The sequence below is a fragment of the Cronobacter sp. HA18006 genome (assembly GCF_011605445.1).
Taxonomy (GTDB): Bacteria; Pseudomonadota; Gammaproteobacteria; order Enterobacterales; family Enterobacteriaceae; genus Cronobacter; species Cronobacter sakazakii.
Genome location: NZ_JAANQB010000022.1, coordinates 336,626 through 359,713, shown reverse-complemented (window position 1 = coordinate 359,713; position 23,088 = coordinate 336,626). Strand labels below are relative to the sequence as shown.

The following is a 23,088-nucleotide window of genomic DNA, read 5'->3' as shown; positions in this document are numbered from 1 at the left end:
TATCACGCGCCTTCGGGCGCGTTTTTTATTGACAGAACAAAAAGGGTGCGGGTACTTTACCGGTATGCTTATTAAGGAATCTCTCATGAAGCAACACGCGTTTTTCTTCGCTTTCTTTTTTACCTTCCCCTGAACGGGAGGCGTGTCGTCGTACAGAAAGCAAGCGAAGACGAACTAACAGGCCTCCCACTCCGGGGGGCCTTTTTTATGGCTATACACAAGGTGGCGTTATGACTGCGGAAAACCCGTTGCTGGCCCTGCGCGATAAAATCAGCGCGCTGGATGAACAATTACTCGCCCTGCTGGCGCAACGCCGGGCGCTGGCGGTTGAGGTAGGCAAAGCGAAACTCGCCACCCATCGTCCGGTCAGGGATATCGATCGCGAGCGAGATTTACTGGAGCGGTTAATTAGCCTTGGCAAAACTCACCATCTCGACGCGCACTACATCACCCGGCTTTTTCAGCTGATCATCGAAGACTCCGTTCTTACCCAGCAAGCGCTACTCCAGCAGCATCTTAACCAGACCAACCCGCACTCCGCCCGCATCGCGTTTCTCGGCCCGAAAGGCTCTTACTCGCACCTGGCCGCCCGCCAGTACGCGGCTCGCCATTTCGATCACTTCATCGAAAGCGGCTGCGCAAAATTTCACGATATCTTTAATCAGGTGGAGACAGGCCAGGCCGATTACGCCGTCGTGCCGATTGAAAACACCAGCTCCGGCGCGATTAACGATGTCTACGATCTGCTGCAACACACCAGCCTGTCGATTGTCGGCGAGCTGACACTGCCTATCGATCACTGCGTGCTGGTCTCCACCTCCACCACGCTTGAGAAAATCGAAACCGTCTACAGCCATCCGCAGCCGTTCCAGCAGTGCAGCCAGTTCCTCAAGCGCTACCCGAACTGGAAAATCGAATATTGCGAAAGCACCGCCGCCGCGATGGAAAAAGTGGCGCACGCCAGCTCTCCGTATGTTGCCGCGCTCGGCAGTGAAGCGGGCGGTGCGCTCTACGGTTTACAGGTGCTGGAGCGCAATCTCGCCAACCAGACGCAAAACATCACCCGCTTTGTGGTGCTGGCCCGCAAGGCTATCAACGTATCCGATCAGGTACCGGCGAAAACCACGCTGTTAATCGCCACCGGGCAGCAGGCTGGCGCGCTGGTTGAGGCATTGCTGGTGCTGCGTAATCACAATCTGATTATGACGAAGCTCGAATCGCGCCCGATTAACGGCAACCCGTGGGAAGAGATGTTCTATCTGGATATCCAGGCGAACCTCCACGATGCGGCGATGCAGCAGGCGCTGAAAGAGCTTGTGGAGATCACCCGGTCGATGAAAGTGCTGGGCTGTTACCCGAGTGAAAATGTGGTGCCGGTCAACCCGGCATAATCAGAAGCGGCCGGGCATCCGGCCGTTTTTTTATCCTTTGAATCGCGGCTTCGGCAGGCCTGCGACGCTGACCTCAAGCGTAAAGAGCGCGCCTGAAAGCGGAAACTTCTCCAGCTCCTCCAGATCCATATTTTCCCGCGTGGTGGTGATATAGAGCGTTTTCATCTCCGGGCCGCCAAAACAGACCATCGTCGGGCAGCGCACCGGCAGGCGATACTCCTCAAGCTGCTCGCCATCTGGCGAAAACCGCGCGATACGGTGACCGTCATACATCGCCGTCCAGTAGCAGCCTTCCACATCCAGCGCCGCGCCATCAGGAATGCCTTCGCCTTCGCCAAAGGTTTTAAAAATCTCGCGTTTGCCCGGCTCGCCGAGCTCATCAAGCGGCGTGCGGTAAATCACGCCTTTCGGCGTATCGGAGGTATACATCCAGCGTCTGTCAGGGCTGAAGGCAAGGCCATTCGCGCCGTGAATATCGCTCTGGATCACATGCGCGCTCAAATCATTATCTACACGCACCAGCAGCGCGCCTTTATAATCACCGGGAGCCCAGAAGGTGCCCGCGTAAAAGCGTCCGTCGTGGTCGGTGCCGCCGTCGTTAAAGCGCGCCAGCGCCGGGTTATTGGGGTTATCGCAAATCTTCTGCCCCAGAATGCCCCGCTCGTCAGCAAGCCAGATGCCGCTGCGCAGCGCGACGATAAAGCCGCCCTTCTCACGCAGCGCGAAGCATCCCACCTCTTCCGGGAATTGCCAGACGCGGTGTTCGCCGCTTTGCGGCTGGTAGCGATGGATCTCCTGCTCCAGGATATCGGCCCAGTAGAGCGCCTGCTCCTGCGCGTCCCAGGTCGGGCATTCCGGCAGATGGCCGGTGTAATCAAACAACAGCTGCGGTTGCGCCATTTCGTTCATCCTTTTTCGCCATAAAAAAAGCCAGCGGAACTGGCCTGCTGGCTTTTGAGTATAAGCGGATTTTGCGTTACTGGCGGCTGTCGTTTGCCTGGCGCAACAGCGCGCGGCTCTCCTGCTGGAATCGTTTCGCATAATCGCCGAACCAGTGTTCAACTTTCCGGAAGCTGTCGATAAACGCACGCTTATCGCCCTGCTCCAGCAGGCCAATCGCCTCGCCAAACCGCTGGTAGTAACGCTTAATCAGCGCCAGATTGCCCGGCGACGACATAATAATGTCGGCGTAGAGCTGCGGGTCCTGCGCAAACAGGCGGCCCACCATCGCCAGTTCCAGCCGGTAAATCGGCGAGGAGAGCGCCAGCAGTTGCTCCAGCTGTACGTTTTCTTCGGCCAGATGCAGGCCGTAGGCAAACGTCGCAAAATGGCGCAGCGCCTGAATAAACGCCATGTTTTGATCGTGCTCGACCGCGCTGATGCGGTGCAGCCGCGCGCCCCAGACCTGAATTTGCTCAAGGAACCACTGGTACGCCTCCGGCATGCGGCCATCGCAGTAGACCACCACCTGTTTAGCGAGGCTGCCGCTGTCCGGCCCGAACATCGGGTGCAGGCCCAGTACCGGGCCTGAGTGCGCTTCCAGCATCGCCTGCAGCGGTACGTTTTTCACCGAGGTTAAATCGACCAGCACGCAATCCTGCGGCAGCACGGGCAGCTTGCGGATAATCGCTTCGGTCAGGTGCACCGGCACACTGACAATCACCATTCCGGCGTCAGCACACAGCGTCTGCGCCTGTGGCCAGTCCTGCTGCTCCAGAATGCGCACCCGGTAGCCGGAAAGCGTGAGCATTTTTTCAAACAGCTGGCCCATCTGGCCGCCGCCGCCGACAATCACCACCGGGCGCAGCGCCGGGTTAAGCGTTTTAAAGCCTTTATCGTTCTCGCTGGAGTACGATTCCCGCATCACGCGCCGCAACACATCTTCAATAAGATCCGGCGGCACGCCGAGCGTTTCGGCCTCATGACGACGCGACGCCAGCATAGATGCTTCGCGCTCCGGCACATAAATCGGCAGCCCGTAGCGGCTTTTTACTTCGCCCACTTCCGCCACCAGCTCCAGACGGCGCGCCAGCAGCCCCAGCAGCGCCTTATCCACTTCATCAATTTGATCGCGCAGCGCGGTCAGTTCAGCCACCATCGTTAAACCCCTTACGCCAGGCGCGCCGCCAGCGCCCCTCGCAAATCCTGATGAAGCTCGCGCAGGAGCGCCTCGGTGGTTTCCCAGCTAATGCAGGCGTCGGTAACCGATACGCCGTATTTCATGGCGCTGCGCGGCTGTTCGGAAGACTGATTGCCTTCGTGAAGGTGGCTTTCAATCATCAGACCAATAATAGAACGGTTGCCGTCTTTAATCTGCGCCACCGCGGATTCCGCGACGCCCGGCTGGCGGCGGTAGTCTTTGTTCGAGTTGCCGTGGCTGCAGTCAATCATCAGCGCCGGACGCAGACCCGCCTGCGCCATCTCTTTTTCACACTGCGCGACATCCGCCGGGCTGTAGTTCGGCGCTTTGCCGCCGCGCAGGATCACGTGGCCATCCGGGTTGCCCTGGGTTTGCAACAGGCACACCTGGCCTGCCTGGTTGATGCCGACAAAGCGGTGCGGCATCGCGGCGGCGCGCATCGCGTTAATCGCAGTCGCAAGGCTGCCGTCCGTACCGTTTTTAAAACCGACCGGCATTGAGAGGCCGGACGCCATTTCGCGGTGCGTCTGCGATTCCGTGGTACGCGCGCCAATCGCGGACCAGCTAAAGAGATCGCCTAAGTATTGCGGACTGTTCGGATCGAGCGCTTCGGTCGCGAGCGGCAGGCCAAGGCTCACCAGATCCACCAGCAGGCGGCGCGCGATCTTCAGCCCCGCTTCCACATCAAACGAGCCATCCATATGCGGATCGTTAATCAGCCCTTTCCAGCCAACCGTGGTACGGGGCTTTTCAAAATAGACGCGCATGACAAGGTAAAGACTATCGCTGACCTGTTCAGACAGGGCTTTAAATCGACGAGCATACTCCATCGCGGCTTCAGGATCGTGGATCGAGCAAGGTCCACACACCACCAGCAGGCGCGGATCGCGACCAGCGATAATATCGGAAATGGTCTGGCGAGAGCGCGCAATCTGCGCCTCCTGTTCAACGGTCAGCGGGAACTGGGCTTTGAGTTGATCCGGAGTGATTAATACCTGTTCATCGGCGATATGAACGTTATTCAGCGCGTCTTTTTGCATGATGGCGATCCTGTAAGTTTGCTCGTTGCGATAGTTTTCCTCTGCGAGGAGGATTTAACAATATCACAGATGGTAAAGATTTCAATCCATAAAACGTACCGATAAGTTTACAATAAGAAAATAAATGGCGAGCAACGGGCATGAGCGTGTAATGATTACTTTCCATAATAAGAAAAGGCGGGTTTCCCCGCCCTGTTATTATTGCCCTTTCTCAACGACCGGTTCGCTACGCCCCTGCCGCCAGCGCCAGTAGTCCATCAACAATATTATAACGAGGCTAATGCCCATGACCGGCAGCGCCAGCCCCAGCAGTATGACTACCGCGAGCGTCACCACGCGCCAGACAACAGGCAGATTCAGCCAGCCCTGGCTTAGCGTCGCTGCCGGGCTAACCAACGGCCCCTGCGGGCGACGCAACCACCAGAGCCGGTAGCCAAGCACAATTGCCACGCACAGCGCGATGCCAAAGGTGATAAGCAGCAACTGGTTTGGCAGGCCGAACAGAATGCCCATATGAAAATCGACGCCCCAGCGTGTGAGCTTCGCCATCAGCGGGTAATCCGCGAAGCGTGTGATATCGATTACCTGGAGCGTGGCGCCGTCCACTGCAACGGCATCGACCTGCGTGGGCCAGGTCCGGTCTATCTCAGTTACCGTCCAGGCACGCCCCGCCTCGCGCGGCGGACGAATCTCCAGCCTGCGGGCGTCGATCCCGGCGGTTCTCGCCGCCTGCAATACCTGGTCATACTGATGCGCATCAATGTGCAGCGCTGGCATGTCCATCGTGCCGTGATGCATATGGTGCTCCGCATGCGGATCGTGTTCCTGCGCCCCGCCATGCAGTTGCGTATTGACCTGCGGCGTCAGCCAGCCAAACGCGGCGCGCATTTTATCGACGTTCGCGCCTGCCCACTGCGACCAGGTGAGCCCGGTTGCGGAAAACAGCAGCATACCGGCGAGCAGCGCCCAGCCGAGGCCCGTATGCAGGCGGCGTGTATTCTGAAACGCGTTTTTCATGCGCCTTTTCGGGCGGGTCAGGCACCAGAGCGCGATACCGCCGAGCGCCGCCACCCACATCCATGAGGCCGCCAGTTCGCTGTAGACACGCCCGACGTCGCCAAGCAGCAGCGAGCGGTGCATATAGTCTATCCACTGGCGCAGGGGCAGAATGCCGCTGGTGCCATAGACGGTCATGTCACCTTTTACCGCAAGCGTCACCGGATCGATAAATATGGCGCGCGACTCCGACTCACCAAGCGACGGGTCAGCAAACATCACCCGCGTCGTCTCGCCAGGCGTTAATGCCGGACGCACCGCAGAGAGGCGCAACTTACCGCCGGTCTGTTGCTCCGCCACCGCGATTTGCTGCGCCAGCGGCAGAGGCGTGCCCGACGTAGCGCCGGACAGCGCCTCGCGATAGATCCAGTTTTCCAGCTGCGGGGTTGCGACATAGAGCGTGCCCGTCAGCGCGGCGATGAAGATAAACGGCCCGATAAACAGACCAATATAGAAATGAAGGCGTCGCAGCAGGTTGAGCCATGCCGCGCGCGGGGTGCAGGAAGTCATACTTTTCCTTTTTTAAAAGCAAGTGTTATCGCTGCGCCAGGGCGCAGGGGTTTTTAGCAGGAAAAAGCAGACAGACGCGGCGGTGCGCGGGTATCGGGCCAGAGACGCGGGTAAAAACGCCAGTGCCTGGCCACCGGGCGAGGAACCGGCAACCGCACGCGTTGGAGAATAAAGGAGATGAGCAGTACAAGCGCCAGCAGCAGGCCAGGCACGTGCGCCAGCAAAACGCAGTAGCCGCACGCTTCGGCATGATCGACCGGCATGGGCATCGGTTCAGGGGCAGCCCTCTCGTGGTGCATGTCCTGATGCATATCGGCCATATCACCCATATCCGCCATCGGCATCTCATGATGCATGCCGGGCATCGCGCTCATCGGGTCTTTTTGCAGGCTGACAGAAATAAGCGGCGCCACCACAATCAGCAGGATCGCGAACAGCGCAAGCATGGCTGCGCGATAACGAAACACGGACTGATAAAAGATGTTGCTGCCCACTGCACCTCCAGAAAGGGAGGCTTATTGTAAATGATTTGGATGCAAAAGGTTAACGCATGGGAAGGGAAACAGCTGCTCTTTACACTCAGTTTAAGCGATAAAGCGACAAAAAAAGGGCCAGCCCGTAGGCCAGCCCTTTTTATATCGGATGTCGCTTAAGCGAATCTTAGTTAAGACGCTCTTTGATACGAGCAGACTTACCAGTGCGCTCACGCAGGTAGTACAGTTTAGCTTTACGTACAGCACCACGACGTTTAACAGCAATGCTGTCAACTACCGGAGAGTGAGTCTGGAAGACACGCTCAACGCCTTCGCCGTTGGAGATTTTGCGAACAGTGAATGCAGAGTGCAGACCGCGGTTACGGATAGCGATAACCACGCCCTCGAATGCCTGCAGACGTTTTTTGGAACCTTCAACAACCCATACTTTCACTTCCACGGTATCACCCGGACGGAAGGAAGGTACGTCCTGCTTCATCTGCTCTTGTTCAAGTTGCTTAATAATGTTGCTCATAATTTAATCTCTTATCCTGGGTAAACTGATGTTTCGGGTAGCGGCTTACGCGTCGCCAGTCCCATCATGTCTATGTTGCTGTTGTGCGTGTTCAGTTTTGAACTCCGCCAGCAACTTTGCTTGCTCTTCAGTCAGAGCCAGGTTTTCCAGAAGTTCAGGTCTTCTAAGCCAGGTACGGCCCAGCGACTGCTTCAGGCGCCAGCGTCTGATTTCGGCATGGTTCCCCGACAGTAAAACTGGCGGTACTTCCATCCCTTCTAACACTTCAGGCCGGGTATAGTGCGGGCAATCCAGCAACCCGTCGGCAAAGGAATCTTCCGTTGCCGACGCTTCGTGACCGAGTACGCCCGGAATAAACCTGGCGACCGAATCAATCAGCGTCATGGCGGGTAGTTCGCCGCCGCTGAGAACGTAATCGCCGATTGACCATTCTTCGTCAATTTCGGTCTGAATTACGCGCTCATCTATCCCTTCGTAGCGGCCACAAACCAGAATCAACTTCTCGTTCGTCGCCAGCTCACTGACGCCCGCTTGATCAAGCTTGCGTCCCTGAGGTGAAAGGTAAATCACCTTTGCGCCCTCGCCTGCCGCGGCTTTCGCTGCGTGAATGGCGTCCCGCAAGGGTTGCACCATCATTAGCATCCCCGGTCCGCCGCCGTAGGGCCTGTCGTCCACGGTACGGTGCCGGTCGTGCGTGAAGTCGCGAGGACTCCAGCTGTCGATGCTCAGCAGGCCATTTTTTACTGCCCGGCCAGTTACCCCGTAATCGGTAATCGCGCGGAACATCTCAGGAAACAGGCTGATTATGCCAATCCACATAGCGCCGTTTATTACCGTTTGTCCGGAGGTTTAAAAACCAGGATCCCAATCTACTTCAATGGTTTGAGTAGCGAGATCGACTTTCTTGATAACCTGCCCATCGAGGAACGGAAGTAACCGCTCCTTGATACCGAACGCATCTTTCAGGTTTGCCTTAACGACGAGAACGTCGTTCGACCCGGTTTCCATCATGTCGATGACTTTACCGAGGCTGTACCCTTCCGTCGTGACTACCTGGCAACCGATAAGGTCTTTCCAGTAGTAGTCGCCTTCTTCGAGGTCCGGCAACTGCGAGGAATCCACGACAATTTCGCAATTGGTCAACAGATTCGCGGCATCACGATCGTCAACGCCTTTCAGCTTAATGATCATGTCCTGATTGTGGTGCTTCCAGCTTTCCAGCTGTACTTGCTGCCACTGACCCGCCTGCTGGATAAACCAGGGCTGATAGTCAAAAATGCTTTCAGCGTCTTCGGTGGAGGAAAACACTCTGAGCCAACCACGAATGCCGTAAGAAGAACCCATTTTCCCGAGAACAATCGGGTTAACAGGGGCTTTAGCGGCGTCTTGCTTGCTCATCATGACCACCGTGACAGATTAAGCTGCTTTTTTTGCTGCTTTGATCAGCGCGGAAACGCGATCGGAAACGGTAGCGCCCTGGCCAACCCAGTGCTCGATACGATCCAGATCCAGGCGGGTGCCTTCTTCTTTCTCGTTCGCGATCGGGTTGAAGAAACCAACGCGCTCAATGAAGCGACCGTTGCGTGCATTGCGGCTATCAGTAACGACAACCTGGTAGAACGGACGCTTTTTAGCGCCGTGACGTGCTAAACGAATAGTTACCATAACATCCTCTTGTGTGAATAAAACACCGGGCCCCATCGAGGAACGGAGCCCGGCGTCATATTAAAAGCCCGAAAATTTTACTGATTTCTGAGGAAAAAGCAATCTGCAGTTGATACACCCACTGTAAAAGGCCGTCGGCGGTGCAGTCAGTTCGGTGCCGGCGTGCGCACAGCCACCGGAGCGTACACGTAGTACGTGAGGATGGCGAGCACACCCCGGTGCCGAAATGGCAAACAAGCCAGGCCGTTTAGCGGCCAGGGAATCCTGGCGGCATCATCCCCTTCATATTCCGCATCATCTTCGCCATCCCGCCCTTCTTCATCTTCTTCATCATGCGCTGCATGTCGTCGAACTGTTTCAGAAGGCGGTTAACGTCCTGCACTTGCATCCCGCAGCCTGCCGCGATACGACGCTTGCGAGAGCCTTTGATGATTTCTGGCTTCGCGCGCTCTTTCATCGTCATCGAATTAATGATGGCTTCCATACGCACCAGGATTTTGTCATCCATCTGCGATTTCACGTTATCCGGCAGTTGTCCCATGCCCGGCAGCTTGCCCATCAGGCTCGCCATGCCGCCCATGTTTTTCATCTGCTTGAGCTGCTCGAGGAAATCGTTCAGATCGAAGCCGTCGCCTTTTTTCAGCTTGGAGGCGAGTTTCTCCGCCTGCGCGCGATCGACTTTGCTTTCGATATCTTCGATAAGCGACAGCACATCGCCCATACCGAGAATACGCGACGCGATACGATCCGGGTGGAACGGCTCCAGCGCTTCGGTTTTCTCGCCGACGCCGAGGAATTTAATCGGTTTGCCGGTGATGTGACGAATCGAGAGCGCCGCACCGCCGCGGGCGTCGCCATCCACTTTGGTCAGCACCACGCCGGTCAGCGGCAGCGCTTCGTTGAAGGCTTTCGCGGTATTGGCGGCGTCCTGGCCGGTCATCGCATCGACCACAAACAGCGTTTCCACCGGTTTGATAAAGGCGTGAACCTGCTTGATTTCGTCCATCATCGCTTCATCGACGTGCAGACGACCGGCGGTATCCACCAGCAGCACGTCGTAGAATTTCAGCTTCGCTTCTTTCAGCGCCGCGTTAACGATGTCGACCGGCTTTTGCGCGACGTCAGACGGGAAGAAATCCACGCCGACCTGCTGCGCCAGCGTTTCGAGCTGTTTAATCGCCGCCGGGCGATACACGTCCGCGGAAACCACCAGCACTTTTTTCTTGTGCTTTTCGCGCAGGAACTTACCGAGCTTGCCGACGCTTGTCGTTTTACCGGCCCCCTGCAGGCCCGCCATCAGCACCACGGCGGGCGGCTGCGCGGCCAGATTCAGGCTCTGGTTTTCTTCGCCCATCGCCGCCACCAGTTCGTTACGAACAATCTTCACGAACTCCTGGCCTGGCGTCAGGCTTTTGTTAACTTCATGCCCTACCGCTTTCTCTTTTACGCGGTTGATGAAGTCACGCACCACCGGCAGCGCGACGTCGGCTTCCAGCAGCGCCATGCGCACTTCGCGCAGCGTCTCTTTAATGTTGTCTTCAGTCAGGCGCCCACGGCCGCTGATATTGCGCAGCGTGCGCGACAAACGGTCAGTTAAATTATCAAACATGATCTCTTGCCCAAGGGTAACTTTAGGCCGCCGCAGCGACACCGAGTAAGAATGAGGCGCAGTATAACATGAAGCCGCCCTGGTTGTGATGCAACGGTTGGAGCAGGCGGCGCGTAACGCTATACTGCTTCTCTTTCTCTTCTGGCTAATCCGACATCCTATATGCCTGTTTTTTCACTGCTGGCGCTTGTCGCCTACTCGGTAAGCCTGGCGCTTATCATTCCCGGTCTGCTTCGCAAGAACAGCGCGTGGCGTCGTCTTGCGATAATTTCGGCGGTGATAGCGCTCGTCTGTCACGCCGTGGCGCTGGAAGGTCGACTATTCCCGGACGACAGCAGCGGCGGCCAGAATCTCAGCCTGCTGAACGTCGGTTCGCTGGTCAGCCTGATGATCTGCACCGTGATGACTATTGTGGCCTCGAAAAACCGCGGCTGGCTGCTGTTGCCGATTGTTTACGCGTTTGCGCTGATCAACCTGGCCTTCGCGACCTTCGTGCCGAACGAATACATCACGCATCTGGAAACCACGCCCGGCATGATGGTGCATATCGGCCTGTCGCTCTTTTCCTACGCGACGCTGATTATCGCCGCGCTCTACGCGCTGCAACTGGCGTGGATAGACTATCTGCTGAAAAACAAAAAGCTGGTGTTCAGCGCCGACATGCCGCCGCTGATGGGTATCGAGCGCAAGATGTTCCATATCACCCAGGTGGGCGTCGTGCTGCTGACGCTGACGCTCTGCACCGGTCTGTTCTATCTTCACAACATGTTCAGCATGGAGAATATCGACAAAGCGGTGCTGTCCATCGTCGCATGGTTTGTCTATATCATCCTGCTCTGGGGACACTATCATGAAGGCTGGCGCGGCCGCCGCGTAGTGTGGTTTAACGTCGCAGGCGCCGCCTTGCTGACGCTGGCCTACTTCGGCAGCCGGGTTATCCAGCAGTTCGCTGGCTAAACTTCAAAGGACAATACGTTGGAACATATCTCAACCACCACACTCATCGTAACGCTTATCGTGATGGTGGTGGTCTCCGCCTACTTCTCCGGCTCCGAAACCGGGATGATGACCCTCAACCGTTACCGTCTGCGCCACCTGTCAAAGCAGGGCAACCGCGCGGCAAAACGGGTAGAACGCCTGCTGCGTAAGCCCGACCGGCTGATAAGCCTGGTGTTAATCGGCAACAACCTGGTCAATATTCTCGCGTCGTCGCTTGCCACTATCGTTGGTATGCGTCTGTATGGCGACGCGGGTGTGGCGATCGCCACCGGCGTGCTGACGTTCGTGGTGCTGGTTTTCGCCGAAGTCCTGCCGAAAACCGTCGCGGCGCTCTACCCCGAGAAAGTGGCCTTCCCGAGTAGCTTTTTACTCGGCCCGCTGCAAATCATCATGATGCCGCTGGTCTGGCTGCTGAATATGATCACACGCGTGCTGATGCGTATGGTTGGCATTAAAGCGGATAACGTAGTGAGCGCCGCGCTTAGCAAAGATGAGCTGCGCACCATTGTGCATGAGTCGCGCTCGCAGATTTCGCGCCGCAATCAGGACATGCTCCTCTCCGTGTTGGATCTCGAAAAAGTGAGCGTCAGCGACATCATGGTGCCGCGTAACGATATCGTCGGCATTGATATTAACGACGACTGGAAATCCATCGTCCGCCAGCTGACCCACTCGCCGCACGGACGCATCGTGCTGTATCGCGAATCCCTTGACGACGCTATCGGCATGCTGCGCATCCGCGAGGCCTGGCGGCAGATGAACGAGAAAAAAGAGTTCACCAAAGAGGTGATGCTGCGCGCCGCCGATGAAATTTACTACGTGCCGGAAGGCACGCCGCTCAGCGTCCAGCTGGTGAAATTCCAGCGCAATAAAAAGAAAGTGGGCCTGGTGGTTAATGAATATGGCGATATTCAGGGGCTGGTGACGGTAGAAGATATTCTTGAAGAGATTGTCGGCGACTTCACCACGTCGATGTCGCCCACGCTTGCTGAGGAAGTCACGCCGCAAAACGACGGCTCGGTCATCATCGAAGGCAGCGCCAACGTGCGCGAGCTTAACAAAGCGTTCAACTGGCGCTTACCGGAAGAAGAAGCCCGCACCGTCAACGGCATGATCCTCGAAGCCCTGGAGGAGATCCCCTCCGCCGGCATTCGCCTGCGTCTGCACCAGTACGATATCGATATTCTCGATGTGCAGGAAAATATGATTAAACAGGTACGGATTACGCCGGTAAAACCGCTGCGGGAAAGCGTGGAAGGCAACTAACCGTTACCCCATTAAAAAAGGCCAGTCGATGACTGGCCTTTTTTGTTACTACGTTCATTACGACGCGGCTTACGCCTTCGCTTTCGCGACGGTCACCATCGCGGCGCGAATGGTGCGGCCGTTCAGGGTATAGCCTTTCTGCATCACCGCCAGCACGTGGTTCGGCGCAACGTCTTCCGATTCCACCATGGCGATAGCCTGATGCACGTTCGGATCCAGCGGCACGTTAGTGTCGGCAATCACTTCCACACCGAACTTACGCACCACGTCCAGCATCGATTTCAGGGTCAGTTCAATCCCTTCCACCATCGCGGCCATATCCTGGTTTTCTTTGTTCGCCACTTCGAGCGCGCGATCGAGGCTGTCGATAACCGGCAGCAGCTCGTTGATGAATTTCTCCAGCGCGAATTTATGCGCCTTCTCGATATCCTGCTCGGTACGGCGACGCAGGTTTTCCATCTCCGCTTTCATGCGCAGCACTGTGTCGCGCTCGCGGTTCTGGGCCTGCGTTAACTCCGACTGCAACCGGGCAATCTCTTCATCGCGCGGATCCACCTGCTCAGCAGATTCGGCAGATTCTACAGCCTCAACCTCTTCATGCTGCTCCGTGACGATCTCTTCCGGGGCTTGCCCGTCAGGCGTTTTCTGTTCTTTACTACTCATGAAATTCTCCGCGTTTATGCATTCGTATCGCTAACCTGGATTATTATGGGGATCAGTTTGCGGGTTTCAAGGGAAGCAGACAGATTGTCCCCCTTTCCACGCCTATAAGGACGACCAGGAAAATGAATAACCATTTCAACTGCATCGGTATTGTCGGACATCCACGCCACCCTACCGCGCTGACGACGCATGAAATGCTCTGGCGCTGGCTCTTAGATTGCGGCTACGACGTCATTATCGAGCAGCAGATAGCCGAGGAGTTAAAACTCACGGATGCCCGCACCGGGACGCTGGCGGAAATCGGCCAGCAGGCGGATCTGGCGGTCGTGGTCGGCGGGGACGGCAATATGCTCGGTGCCGCGCGCGTTCTGGCGCGCTACGATATCAGCGTCATCGGCATCAACCGCGGTAATCTCGGTTTCCTCACCGATCTCGACCCGGACAACGCCCAGCAGCAGCTGGCGGACGTGCTTGAAGGTCATTACATCCGCGAGCAGCGCTTTTTGCTGGAGGCGCAGGTGTGCCAGAAAAATTGCCAGAAGCGCATCAGCACCGCCATCAATGAAGTGGTTTTACACCCCGGAAAAGTAGCGCACATGATTGAATTTGAAGTCTATATTGATGAAAAATTCGCATTTTCTCAGCGCTCTGACGGCCTGATTATCTCCACGCCGACCGGCTCCACCGCCTATTCGCTCTCGGCAGGCGGCCCGATTCTCACGCCGTCGCTCGATGCCATCACGCTGGTGCCCATGTTCCCGCATACGCTCTCGGCACGTCCGCTGGTGATTAACAGCAGCAGCACCATTCGCCTGCGTTTTTCCAACATGCGCAGCGATCTCGAAATCAGCTGCGACAGCCAGATAGCGCTGCCTATCCAGGAAGGCGAAGATGTGTTTATACGCCGCTGCGACTACCCGCTGAACCTCATTCACCCGAAGGATTACAGCTATTTCAATACGTTAAGCTCAAAACTCGGCTGGTCAAAAAAATTATTCTGAAACCGGCATCAGCCACTTTACTGTATATAAAACCAGTTTATACTGTATGCAATTACAGCTCTGTGAGTTTATACAGGAAGGCGGCTATGCTGGCACAATTAACCATCAGTAATTTCGCTATTGTTCGTGAACTGGAAATCGACTTTAACGCCGGGATGACCGCCATCACCGGCGAAACCGGCGCCGGTAAATCCATTGCGATCGATGCGCTGGGTTTGTGCCTGGGTGGCCGCGCGGAGGGCGATATGGTGCGCGCCGGTGCCAGCCGCGCGGATCTCTGCGCCCGCTTTGCATTGAAAGACACGCCCGCCGCACTGCGCTGGCTGGAAGAAAACCAGCTTGAAGATGGCAGCGAGTGTCTGCTGCGCCGCGTTATCAGCAGCGATGGCCGCTCGCGCGGCTTTATCAACGGTACCGCCGTGCCGCTCTCGCAGTTACGTGAGCTCGGCCAGTTGCTGATTCAAATCCACGGTCAGCACGCCCACCAGCTTCTGCTTAAACCCGAGCATCAGAAACGCCTGCTGGATGGCTATGCGGGCGAAGGCGAGTTGATGGCACAGATGGCGCAGAGCTACCGCCAGTGGCATCAAAGCTGTCGCGATCTCGCCCTGCATCAGCAGCAGAGCCAGGAGCGCGCCGCGCGTGCTGAGTTGCTGCATTACCAGTTAAAAGAGCTCAATGAATTCAACCCGCAGCCGGGTGAGTTCGAGCAAATCGATGAAGAGTACAAACGCTTAGCCAACAGCGGGCAGCTGCTTTCTACCAGCCAGCAGGCGTTAAACCTGCTGGCCGACGCGGAAGATGCCAATCTGCAAAGCCAGCTCTACAGCGCACGTAATCTGGTGACCGATCTCGTCGGCATGGATGACAAACTCTCTGGCGTGCTGAACATGCTTGAAGAGGCCGCCATCCAGCTGAGCGAAGCCAGCGACGAACTGCGTCACTACTGCGAACGCCTGGATCTCGACCCGAACCGTCTGTATGAGCTGGAACAGCGCATCTCCCGTCAAATCACGCTTGCGCGCAAGCACCATATCGCCCCGGAAGAGCTGCCCGCGTTCCACCAGAAGCTGCTTGAAGAGCAACAGCTTCTGGACGACCAGGCCGATTGCCTGGAAACGTTGACTCTGGCGGTCAACAAACATCACCAGCAGGCGCTGGCGGTAGCGCACGCGCTGCATGAAAGTCGCGTGGTGTATGCGCGCGAACTGACGCAGCTTATTACCGACAGTATGCATTCGCTGTCGATGCCGCACGGCCAGTTCACCATTGACGTGCTGTTTGAAGAGCATCACCTGACGGCGGAAGGCGCGGATCGCATCGATTTCCGCGTCTCCACAAACCCAGGCCAGCCGTTGCAGCCGCTCGCGAAAGTGGCCTCCGGCGGCGAGCTTTCTCGTATCGCGCTGGCGATTCAGGTGATCACCGCCCGTAAGATGGAAACCCCGGCGCTGATTTTCGATGAAGTGGATGTAGGTATCAGCGGCCCGACCGCCGCCGTGGTGGGTAAACTGCTGCGCCAACTGGGCGAATCCACTCAGGTAATGTGCGTCACCCACCTGCCGCAGGTCGCGGGCTGCGGGCATCACCACTTCTTTGTCAGCAAAGAGACCGATGGCGCGATGACCGAAACCCATATGCAGCCGCTGGATAAAAAAGCGCGCCTGCAGGAGCTGGCCCGTCTGCTGGGTGGCAGCGAAGTGACGCGCAATACGCTGGCGAATGCTAAAGAGCTGCTGGCTGCATAATTTTCTCTCCGGCGGGGCTCTGCGCCCCGCGCTTTCGCTCAGAAAAGCAGCAACAGAAACGCATGGCGTGCTTTAATCGCTTTTTGCGCTAACTTTTTTCCTCCGCTACGGTCATAGTGAAGCGCCTTAAGGTTTTAAACTGACTGAAGGTTTATTATCATCGGCTAATTATGTATGAGCCGCGTGTTGCTCGGGCCCGAAAAGGAATCTAATCACTATGCGCTGTAAAACGCTGACTGCTGCCGCAGCGGTCCTTCTCATGTTGACCGCAGGCTGTTCTACTCTGGAGCGAGTGGTTTACCGCCCCGACATAAACCAGGGTAACTACCTGACGTCTACCGACATTGCTAAAGTCCGTATTGGCATGACGCAACAGCAGGTTGCTTACGCGCTGGGCACGCCGATGATGACGGACCCGTTCGGCAGCAATACGTGGTTCTACGTTTTCCGCCAGCAGCCGGGTCACGAAGATGTCACGCAGCAAACGCTGACGCTGACCTTCAACAGCAACGGTGTGTTGACCAATATGGATAACAAGCCGAAGCTCGACGCGAAGCGTTAATCGCAGCGGATGCTGAAACGAAAAAAGGTGCCTGAGGCACCTTTTTTATTGGCCGCTTTATGGCGTGAGCCAGACGGCGACATTGAGTAATGCGTTGCGAGGCTCGCCGCTTACTTTTTCGCCGCGCGTTCGGCACGCTGGCGACGCAACTCTTTCGGGTCGGCAATCAGCGGGCGGTAAATCTCCACACGATCGCCGTCATTTAACGTATCAGCAAGCTTAACCGGACGGCTGTAGATCCCGACCTTATTTTTTTTCAGATCGATATCTTTACGCAGCTCCAGCAGGCCGGAGGCGACAATCGCCTCTTCTACCGATGCGCCTTCGGGCAGTTTTACCTTACGCAGGTACTGTTTTTCGGGCAGGGCATACGCCACTTCCACCTGAATCTCACCCGGCACTGTAAACCTCTTTGGCACGCTGTGAGAACGCCTGAACCATGCTAGAGGCGAGTTCTTTAAAGACCCGGCCAAACGCGAGTTCGATAAGCTTGTTGGTGAATTCAAAATCAAGATTGAATTCAATCTGGCAGGCGTCTTCGGTCAGTGGCGTAAATTTCCAGCCGCCCATCAGTTTTTTGAAAGGGCCATCGACCAGATGCATCAAAATGCTCTGATTGCTGATCAGCGTATTGCGGGTGGTGAACGTCTTGCTGATGCCGGCTTTCGATACTTCCACCGCGGCCGTCATCTGGCCCGGCGACGATTCCAGCACGCGGCTTCCCACGCAGCCTGGCAGAAACTCCGGGTAGGATTTTACATCGTTCACTAACTTATACATCTGCTCAGCGCTGTAAGGCACCAGGGCAGTACGACTAATCTGGGGCATAGTATTTCCTGTGAGTCATACGACTTAGAAATAATAACATTTATCATCCATTAAACAAAAACTCGCCGGCAGACATGCTAAGATAACCCTTTTCCACCCCGGGAAAGGGGTGCGTTTTACGACCGGATTACCTATACTGAGCGGCACTATGACCAAGAAAAAAGCACACAAACCTGGCTCAGCCACCATTGCGCTCAACAAGCGCGCCCGCCATGAGTACTTCATCGAAGAAGAGTTTGAAGCAGGCCTGGCCCTTCAGGGCTGGGAAGTTAAATCCCTGCGCGCGGGGAAAGCCAACATCGGCGACAGTTACGTTATCCTCAAAGACGGCGAAGCGTATCTGTTTGGTGCCAACTTCCAGCCGCTGAACGTGGCGTCCACGCATGTGGTTTGCGACCCGACCCGCACGCGTAAGCTGCTGCTTAACCAGCGCGAGCTGGATAATCTGTATGGCCGCATTAACCGCGATGGTTATACCGTGGTGGCGCTGTCGCTGTACTGGAAGAACGCGTGGTGCAAAGTCAAAATCGGCGTGGCGAAAGGTAAGAAGCAGCATGATAAGCGCTCCGACCTGAAAGAGCGCGAATGGCAGCTTGATAAAGCACGCATTATGAAAAACGCGGGGCGTTAAGCCTGGCGACAAAAAAACCGGCGGATGCCGGTTTTTTTATGGGCGCGGTGGGTGCGCTTCGCTTACCCACCCTGGATGGCCATATCGTCACGTGTTATCTTCGGTGGGTGCGCTTCGCTTACCCACCCTACAAGATGACACCATATACGCGTGTAGGGCGGGTAAGCGCAGCGCACCCGCCACCTCAATATCGATAACAACCGCCACTTTAATATCAAACGACAACCTACCGCTCCCTTAACGCTTCCTTCACCTTATTAAGCGGCTTAATCAAATAATCGAGCACCGTTTTCTGCCCGGTTTTGATCTCCACATTCGCGACCATCCCCGGCAGGATAGGGAAACGCTTGCCGTTGCGGTTTTTCAGTTCGGCGCTTTGCGTACGTACATACACGCGGTAATAAAACTGATCGCGCTTTACCTCATCCTGAAGCGTGTCGGGCGAGACCATCTCCACCTCGCCTTTCAGATCGCCATAGATAGACGAATCGTATGCCGTGATCTTCACCGTCGCGGGTAATCCCGGCCGGATATAAGCGATATCGCGCGGGTTGATGCGCGTCTCGACCAGCAGTTGATCTTCCAGCGGCACAATCTCCATCAGCTTGCCGCCGGGCTGGAGCACGCCGCCCACCGTCGTCACCTGGATATCTTTCACCACCCCGCGCACCGGCGAAAACAGCGTAGCGCGATCGAGTTGATCCGCCTTGCCCGCCATCACCTGCAACTGCGCGTCGAGATCGGCGTTATTCTTCACCTGCTCTTCACGCGCGCGCACCGCGAACTGGTTACGCGCGTCATCCATTTTGCCTTTCAGCTCCGCGGCCTGACGTTGCAGACGAATGACCTCCACTTCGCTGGCAGCCCCCTTCGCCACTAGCGGCTGGGTCATGCGCAACTCCGCCATCACCAGATTGTAGGTTTTTTGCAGGTTCTCCAGCGTCTCGTTGAGATTACGACGGCGTGATTCATAAAGCTGGCGTTCGCGGGCCACCAGCGCCGGTTCGCGCATTGATTCCTCGCTAAACTGAAGCGGCTCGCCGGTCAACTCCGAGCGCAGCCGCTCGCTGGACGCGCGCAGCGCCCGCGCTCTCGCCGCCGCCTCGCCGTAGTTTGACTGAAACCGCGTCGGGTCGAGCCGCGCCAGCATCTGTCCGCGCTCCACCACGTCGCCCTCATGCACCATCAGCGCGTTAACTATGCCCCCGTCCAGGCTCTCAATCACCTGCGCGCGGCTCGACGGCGTGATTTTGCCGGTACCGACCGTCACTTCATCGAGCGTGGCAAACCACGCCCAGACGAAAAACAGCACCAGCGCCGCCAGCGTCAGCCAGATAACCGACGAATAAAACCGCCCCTGGCGCGCCAGCTCTTCCTGCATCGTTAATTGGCTCATCAATGCTCCTTACGCCACCGAGGCGACATTGCTGTTACGCTGCGCCGCCTGCAAAATCGCGTCGCGCGGGCCGTCCGCCACCACTTTGCCGTTCTCCATCACCACCACGCGGTCAACCAGCGACAACAGCGCCGGGCGGTGCGTCACCAGCACCAGCGTGCGGCCGGTCAGCCACTGGTGAAGCTGGCGGATGACGTAGCTTTCCAGTTGTTCGTCCATCGATGCGGTCGGCTCATCGAGCAGCACAATCTGCGGATTACGCACCAGCAGACGGCTCAGGAGCACCATCTGGCGCTGCCCGCCAGAGAGCCCGCGCCCGCCTTCGTTAATCAGCCGGTCGAGGCTTGCGGCGTCATGTTGCACCATCGAGAGCGCGCCGCTGATACGCAGCGCCTGCAACAGCTCAGCATCCGTGGCGTTGGGGTGGCCGAGCATCAGGTTCTGGCGCAGCGTGCCGAAAAAGAGTCGCGACTCCTGCGACAAAAACCCCACCTGGCGGCGCACGTCCATCGGGTCGATATGCGCGAGATCGACGCCATCGATAATCACTTTGCCTTTACTCGCCTGCGCCTGGCCGGAGAGCAGTTTCAGCAATGTTGATTTCCCGGCGCCCACTTTGCCGAGGATCGCCACGCGCTCGCCGGGTTTGATCTCAAGCGACGGCACCAGCAGCGCCTGATCGCCTTTTTCTTTATCGTAGCTGTAATGCACACCCTGAAACTGATAGTGGCCCGCCAGCACCGGGCAGTGCGCCATCTTGCTGCCCGCTTCTTTATCGAGCGGCTTTTTCAGCAGCTCATTGAGCCCGCTCATGGCGGTTTTGGCGTGCTGCCAGCGGGAAAAGACCATTGTCAGTTGCATCAGCGGTGCCAGCGTGCGCGAGGAAAGCAGGCTGCACGCCACCAGCGTCCCGGTGGTGATTTGCCCGTCGAGCACCAGATAGCTGCCGAACACCAGCATGCCCGCGTAAGTAATCTGCTGCACCGTCGAGGCCCAGCCGCTTAAGCGTGCGCCCCAGACGCGCTGCTTCATGCCGATGTTCGCGCCCACGCTGTGCGTATGCTCCCACTGGCGCTGAAAATACGGCTCGGCCTGGAGCGCTTTGATATCTTCAACGCCCTCGATCGACTCCACCAGCACGGCGTTGCGGATAGCGCTCTCGCGCATCCCCTCTTTGGCCAGTTTCGCCATCGGCCACTGAATCAGAAGCCCCGGGATCACAATCAGCGGGATCGCGATAAGCGGGATCGCCACCAGTTGCCCGCCCACCAGCGCCATGATCCCAAGAAACAGCAGCACGAACGGAATATCCATCGCCGCGCCGACGGTGGTGGAGGTCAAAAGCTCGCGCACCTGATCGATCTCACGTAACTGCGAGATAAACGATCCGGTGGATTTCGGCCGCTCGTCGTTTTTGATCGCCATCGCGCGGGCATAAAACAGCGACGACACATTGAGATCGATATGCTTGCCCATAATGTCGGAGACATGCGTGCGGGCAAGCCGGATAAAAAATTCAAACAGCGCCGCCAACAGCACGCCGAAGAACAGCACCCACAGCGTCGGGAACGACTCCGCCGGGATCACGCGGTCATACACCTGCATTGAGAATAAAATGCCCGCGAGCGCCAACACGTTGCCGAGAATCGACGCCAGCGAAATCTCCGCAAGTTTGCGTCCGGCATGGCGAAAGTGACGCCAGAACCAGTGCTGTTCGTAGGGGCGGGTGAAATCATCGATGCGCGCGTCGCGCCCGCGGGCGGCGATACCGAGCAGCGCCACCTCCGGTTTGACGCGCTTGAGCAACTCCTCCAGCGGCTCTTCGCGCACCAGGTCACCGCCTTCGCTCAGCCAGTAGGTCACCACGCCGTCGGCGTCGATGGCTTCCAGCAGCATCAGCCCGCCCTCTTCCAGTTGTACGATGACCGGCAGCGTCTGGCTGTTCCAGCGCATCGTTTTTATCGGCGTCAGGCGAACCTGTAAGCCCATCAGCCCCGCGAGGCGGTCGAGTCGCGGTGCCAGCGGTAAATTTTCAAACCAGCGCATCTGCTGGCGTACTGCCGGCGCATCGGCAGGCAGTCCGAAGCGCCCCGCCGCGCGCGTCATGGCGCGGATCCAGCTTTCGGTATCAGGGATCTGGGACATCGCTACTCCTTAAAATGCCGCGCTCAGAGCGACGGCAGGGTATCCCCGGTCATCCGGGCGCGTTCAATGCCAAGCATATCGAGCAGGTTATCCACGGCAGCGGCGTAGCGCACCGCGGCATCCCACGCGTCATAGCGGGCGGTGATGGCGAGCGTGTCGGCCTGGAAAACGTCCTGCTCGATGCTCAGAAGATCGTTCAGGCTGCGTTTGCTGAGCCGGTATTCATCGCGGTACACCTCGCGCGCGTGTCCGGCGCTGGCGATCTGCTGTTCACCCGCCTGCTGACGCTGCTGGGCACCGGTCAGATCGGCCCAGGCGGTGGCCGCTTTCTGGTTGATATCAAGCTTGCTCGCCTCGACATCGGCCCGCGCGCTGGCGCGATCGCCTTCGGCCGCCTCCACGCGGGCGCTCACCGCGCCGCCCTGATAGACGGGCGCATCGACCACCAGCTGAACCTGGTCATCCCAGTAGTTGGAATTATCGTTCTGGTAGCGCGTGCGCCCGGCCTGCACCGAGACCGTCGGCCAGTGCTGGGCCTGCGCCTGGCGAATGCGCTGTTCGGCGGCGAGCTGTTTGGCCTGGGCCGCGCGTACCGCGTTGGTCTGTTCATACGGCAGCGATTTCAGCGCAATCGGCTGGCGCAGCAAATCCTCTGGCAGATCCGGCAGCGTGTCGGCCACCACGCCAGTAAGCACGCTTAGCGCCGCCTGCGCCGAGCGCGCCTGGGCGCGGTACTGCTCAAGGGTGGCGTTCATCCCGGCGATGCGGCTTTGCGCCTGTAACACATCAGACTGCGTACTGAGCCCGGCCTCAGAGCGTAAATCCGCCATGCTCTGTACCGAACGCAGCGACTCAAGATTGCGCTCGGCGGCCGCGGCGAGGCTCTGATAGCGGCGCACCTGTAAATACGCCTGCAGCGTCTGCATTCCGACCTGATTCAGGGTGTCGTAGAGCTGAAAGCGGTAGGCTTCGGAGAGATTTTCCTGCTCGTCAATACTGCCGCCGGTTTTGCCGAAATCGTAAATCAGCTGTTTGAGGTTCACGCCACCTGCGGCGTTACTGTTGAGAGAGCCTGAAGAGTCGGTACGGTGGTTTCGCCCGACATTGCCCTGTAAGGAGATTTGCGGAAACCAGGCGCTTTGCGCCTCTTCCAGATTGGCTTTGCCGACGCGGATTTGCGCCGCGGCCTGTGCGATTTTGGGGTTACGCGCGAAGGCGCGAAGTATGGCTTCTTTTATCGTAAGCTGCGCCTGTAGCTGCTCGCTGGGAGCGGTCTGCCAGGCGAATTCCTCCTGTGAAACGGCGGGAAAACTGACAAGGGCAGCGGCCAGCAGCAATGCCAGCCGCCTGTAGCGCATTGTGTTGTTGTACATCCAGTTCCACCTTATGACGCCGTCTGCGCGGCTGGTGATATTGTTAAGATGACACAG

24 protein-coding genes and 1 other annotated feature are annotated in these 23,088 nt (G+C 57.5%); of the genes, 8 read left to right on the top strand and 16 right to left on the bottom strand.

Annotated features, from left to right (window positions below; translation table 11 throughout):
* Positions 1-84: 84 nt before the first annotated feature.
* Positions 85-209, top strand: a sequence feature (Phe leader region).
* Together pheL and pheA are read left to right on the top strand one after the other, a co-directional pair.
* Positions 86-133 (top strand): pheA operon leader peptide PheL, encoded by a 48-nt coding sequence (gene pheL / locus G9X48_RS21310; RefSeq protein ID WP_192961017.1) that lies wholly within the window; start codon positions 86-88, stop codon positions 131-133. (Overlaps the previous feature by 48 nt.)
* Before the next feature lie 21 nt (positions 210-230).
* A complete protein-coding gene (gene pheA / locus G9X48_RS16325) occupies positions 231-1,391 on the top strand; it encodes a bifunctional chorismate mutase/prephenate dehydratase (protein ID WP_097647343.1) in 1,161 nt (386 codons plus the stop codon).
* Between the two features lie 30 nt (positions 1,392-1,421).
* Here pheA and G9X48_RS16320 read toward each other — a convergent pair whose 3' ends face one another.
* The 10 genes from G9X48_RS16320 to ffh all read right to left on the bottom strand — a co-directional run bounded on the left by G9X48_RS16320 (position 1,422) and on the right by ffh (position 10,419).
* The gene (locus tag G9X48_RS16320; protein WP_007870164.1) at positions 1,422-2,300 is read right to left on the bottom strand and encodes an SMP-30/gluconolactonase/LRE family protein; all 879 of its coding nucleotides are present in this window, start codon (positions 2,298-2,300) and stop codon (positions 1,422-1,424) included.
* 67 nt (positions 2,301-2,367) lie between these two features.
* Complete coding sequence (tyrA, locus tag G9X48_RS16315; RefSeq protein WP_007850199.1) at positions 2,368-3,489, bottom strand: bifunctional chorismate mutase/prephenate dehydrogenase; 1,122 nt, start codon at positions 3,487-3,489, stop codon at positions 2,368-2,370.
* A gap of 11 nt (positions 3,490-3,500) precedes the next feature.
* Positions 3,501-4,571 (bottom strand): 3-deoxy-7-phosphoheptulonate synthase AroF, encoded by a 1,071-nt coding sequence (gene aroF / locus G9X48_RS16310; protein ID WP_004385562.1) that lies wholly within the window; start codon positions 4,569-4,571, stop codon positions 3,501-3,503.
* Positions 4,572-4,769: 198 nt separating this feature from the next.
* Positions 4,770-6,137, bottom strand: coding sequence for a PepSY-associated TM helix domain-containing protein (locus G9X48_RS16305; protein ID WP_097641913.1), 1,368 nt, complete (start codon positions 6,135-6,137; stop codon positions 4,770-4,772).
* Between the two features lie 53 nt (positions 6,138-6,190).
* Positions 6,191-6,631, bottom strand: a complete 441-nt coding sequence (locus tag G9X48_RS16300; RefSeq protein WP_032987756.1) for a DUF2946 domain-containing protein — start codon at positions 6,629-6,631, stop codon at positions 6,191-6,193.
* Positions 6,632-6,797: 166 nt separating this feature from the next.
* Positions 6,798-7,145: a 50S ribosomal protein L19 gene (gene rplS / locus G9X48_RS16295; protein WP_002914145.1), complete on the bottom strand. Its 348-nt coding sequence runs from the start codon at positions 7,143-7,145 to the stop codon at positions 6,798-6,800.
* Between the two features lie 45 nt (positions 7,146-7,190).
* Entirely contained in the window at positions 7,191-7,964 is a 774-nt protein-coding gene (gene trmD, locus G9X48_RS16290) for a tRNA (guanosine(37)-N1)-methyltransferase TrmD (protein ID WP_004385559.1), read from the bottom strand.
* Positions 7,965-7,994: 30 nt separating this feature from the next.
* A complete protein-coding gene (rimM, locus tag G9X48_RS16285; RefSeq protein ID WP_007870198.1) occupies positions 7,995-8,543 on the bottom strand; it encodes a ribosome maturation factor RimM in 549 nt (182 codons plus the stop codon).
* A gap of 18 nt (positions 8,544-8,561) precedes the next feature.
* Positions 8,562-8,810 carry a 30S ribosomal protein S16 gene (gene rpsP, locus G9X48_RS16280; protein ID WP_004385557.1) on the bottom strand — a complete coding sequence of 83 codons (249 nt, stop codon included), beginning with the start codon at positions 8,808-8,810 and terminating at the stop codon, positions 8,562-8,564.
* A gap of 247 nt (positions 8,811-9,057) precedes the next feature.
* On the bottom strand, positions 9,058-10,419 hold the full coding sequence (gene ffh, locus G9X48_RS16275) for a signal recognition particle protein (RefSeq protein WP_097641912.1): 1,362 nt from the start codon (positions 10,417-10,419) through the stop codon (positions 9,058-9,060).
* 162 nt (positions 10,420-10,581) lie between these two features.
* Here ffh and G9X48_RS16270 point away from each other — a divergent pair, with 162 nt between their 5' ends.
* Both G9X48_RS16270 and G9X48_RS16265 read left to right on the top strand, forming a co-directional pair.
* Entirely contained in the window at positions 10,582-11,376 is a 795-nt protein-coding gene (locus G9X48_RS16270) for an inner membrane protein YpjD (protein WP_007795757.1), read from the top strand.
* An 18-nt stretch (positions 11,377-11,394) separates the two neighbouring features.
* Positions 11,395-12,684 carry an HlyC/CorC family transporter gene (locus G9X48_RS16265; protein WP_014728249.1) on the top strand — a complete coding sequence of 430 codons (1,290 nt, stop codon included), beginning with the start codon at positions 11,395-11,397 and terminating at the stop codon, positions 12,682-12,684.
* 69 nt (positions 12,685-12,753) lie between these two features.
* On the opposite strand, the gene grpE is transcribed toward G9X48_RS16265, so the two are convergent.
* Entirely contained in the window at positions 12,754-13,347 is a 594-nt protein-coding gene (grpE, locus tag G9X48_RS16260) for a nucleotide exchange factor GrpE (RefSeq protein ID WP_004387959.1), read from the bottom strand.
* Positions 13,348-13,469: 122 nt separating this feature from the next.
* Between grpE and nadK the strand changes: the two genes are divergently transcribed.
* The 3 genes from nadK to bamE all read left to right on the top strand — a co-directional run bounded on the left by nadK (position 13,470) and on the right by bamE (position 16,658).
* Entirely contained in the window at positions 13,470-14,348 is an 879-nt protein-coding gene (nadK, locus tag G9X48_RS16255) for an NAD(+) kinase (protein WP_004387957.1), read from the top strand.
* An 86-nt stretch (positions 14,349-14,434) separates the two neighbouring features.
* Positions 14,435-16,096, top strand: coding sequence for a DNA repair protein RecN (gene recN, locus G9X48_RS16250; protein ID WP_007896285.1), 1,662 nt, complete (start codon positions 14,435-14,437; stop codon positions 16,094-16,096).
* Between the two features lie 217 nt (positions 16,097-16,313).
* A complete protein-coding gene (gene bamE / locus G9X48_RS16245) occupies positions 16,314-16,658 on the top strand; it encodes an outer membrane protein assembly factor BamE (RefSeq protein WP_004387956.1) in 345 nt (114 codons plus the stop codon).
* Between the two features lie 110 nt (positions 16,659-16,768).
* On the opposite strand, the gene G9X48_RS16240 is transcribed toward bamE, so the two are convergent.
* Entirely contained in the window at positions 16,769-17,059 is a 291-nt protein-coding gene (locus tag G9X48_RS16240; protein ID WP_088276115.1) for an RnfH family protein, read from the bottom strand.
* Positions 17,049-17,486 (bottom strand): type II toxin-antitoxin system RatA family toxin, encoded by a 438-nt coding sequence (locus G9X48_RS16235; protein ID WP_007763442.1) that lies wholly within the window; start codon positions 17,484-17,486, stop codon positions 17,049-17,051. The genes G9X48_RS16240 and G9X48_RS16235 overlap by 11 nt, the downstream gene beginning before the upstream one ends.
* A gap of 148 nt (positions 17,487-17,634) precedes the next feature.
* Here G9X48_RS16235 and smpB point away from each other — a divergent pair, with 148 nt between their 5' ends.
* Positions 17,635-18,117, top strand: a complete 483-nt coding sequence (smpB, locus tag G9X48_RS16230) for an SsrA-binding protein SmpB (protein ID WP_004387953.1) — start codon at positions 17,635-17,637, stop codon at positions 18,115-18,117.
* 226 nt (positions 18,118-18,343) lie between these two features.
* On the opposite strand, the gene G9X48_RS16225 is transcribed toward smpB, so the two are convergent.
* Genes G9X48_RS16225 through G9X48_RS16215 form a run of 3 tightly spaced genes read right to left on the bottom strand, consistent with a single transcriptional unit; the run spans position 18,344 to position 23,031 of the window.
* Positions 18,344-19,513: an HlyD family efflux transporter periplasmic adaptor subunit gene (locus tag G9X48_RS16225; protein ID WP_097641801.1), complete on the bottom strand. Its 1,170-nt coding sequence runs from the start codon at positions 19,511-19,513 to the stop codon at positions 18,344-18,346.
* A gap of 9 nt (positions 19,514-19,522) precedes the next feature.
* Positions 19,523-21,658: a type I secretion system permease/ATPase gene (locus G9X48_RS16220; protein ID WP_076728896.1), complete on the bottom strand. Its 2,136-nt coding sequence runs from the start codon at positions 21,656-21,658 to the stop codon at positions 19,523-19,525.
* Between the two features lie 23 nt (positions 21,659-21,681).
* The gene (locus G9X48_RS16215; RefSeq protein WP_054625658.1) at positions 21,682-23,031 is read right to left on the bottom strand and encodes a TolC family outer membrane protein; all 1,350 of its coding nucleotides are present in this window, start codon (positions 23,029-23,031) and stop codon (positions 21,682-21,684) included.
* Between the last annotated feature and the right edge of the window lie 57 nt (positions 23,032-23,088).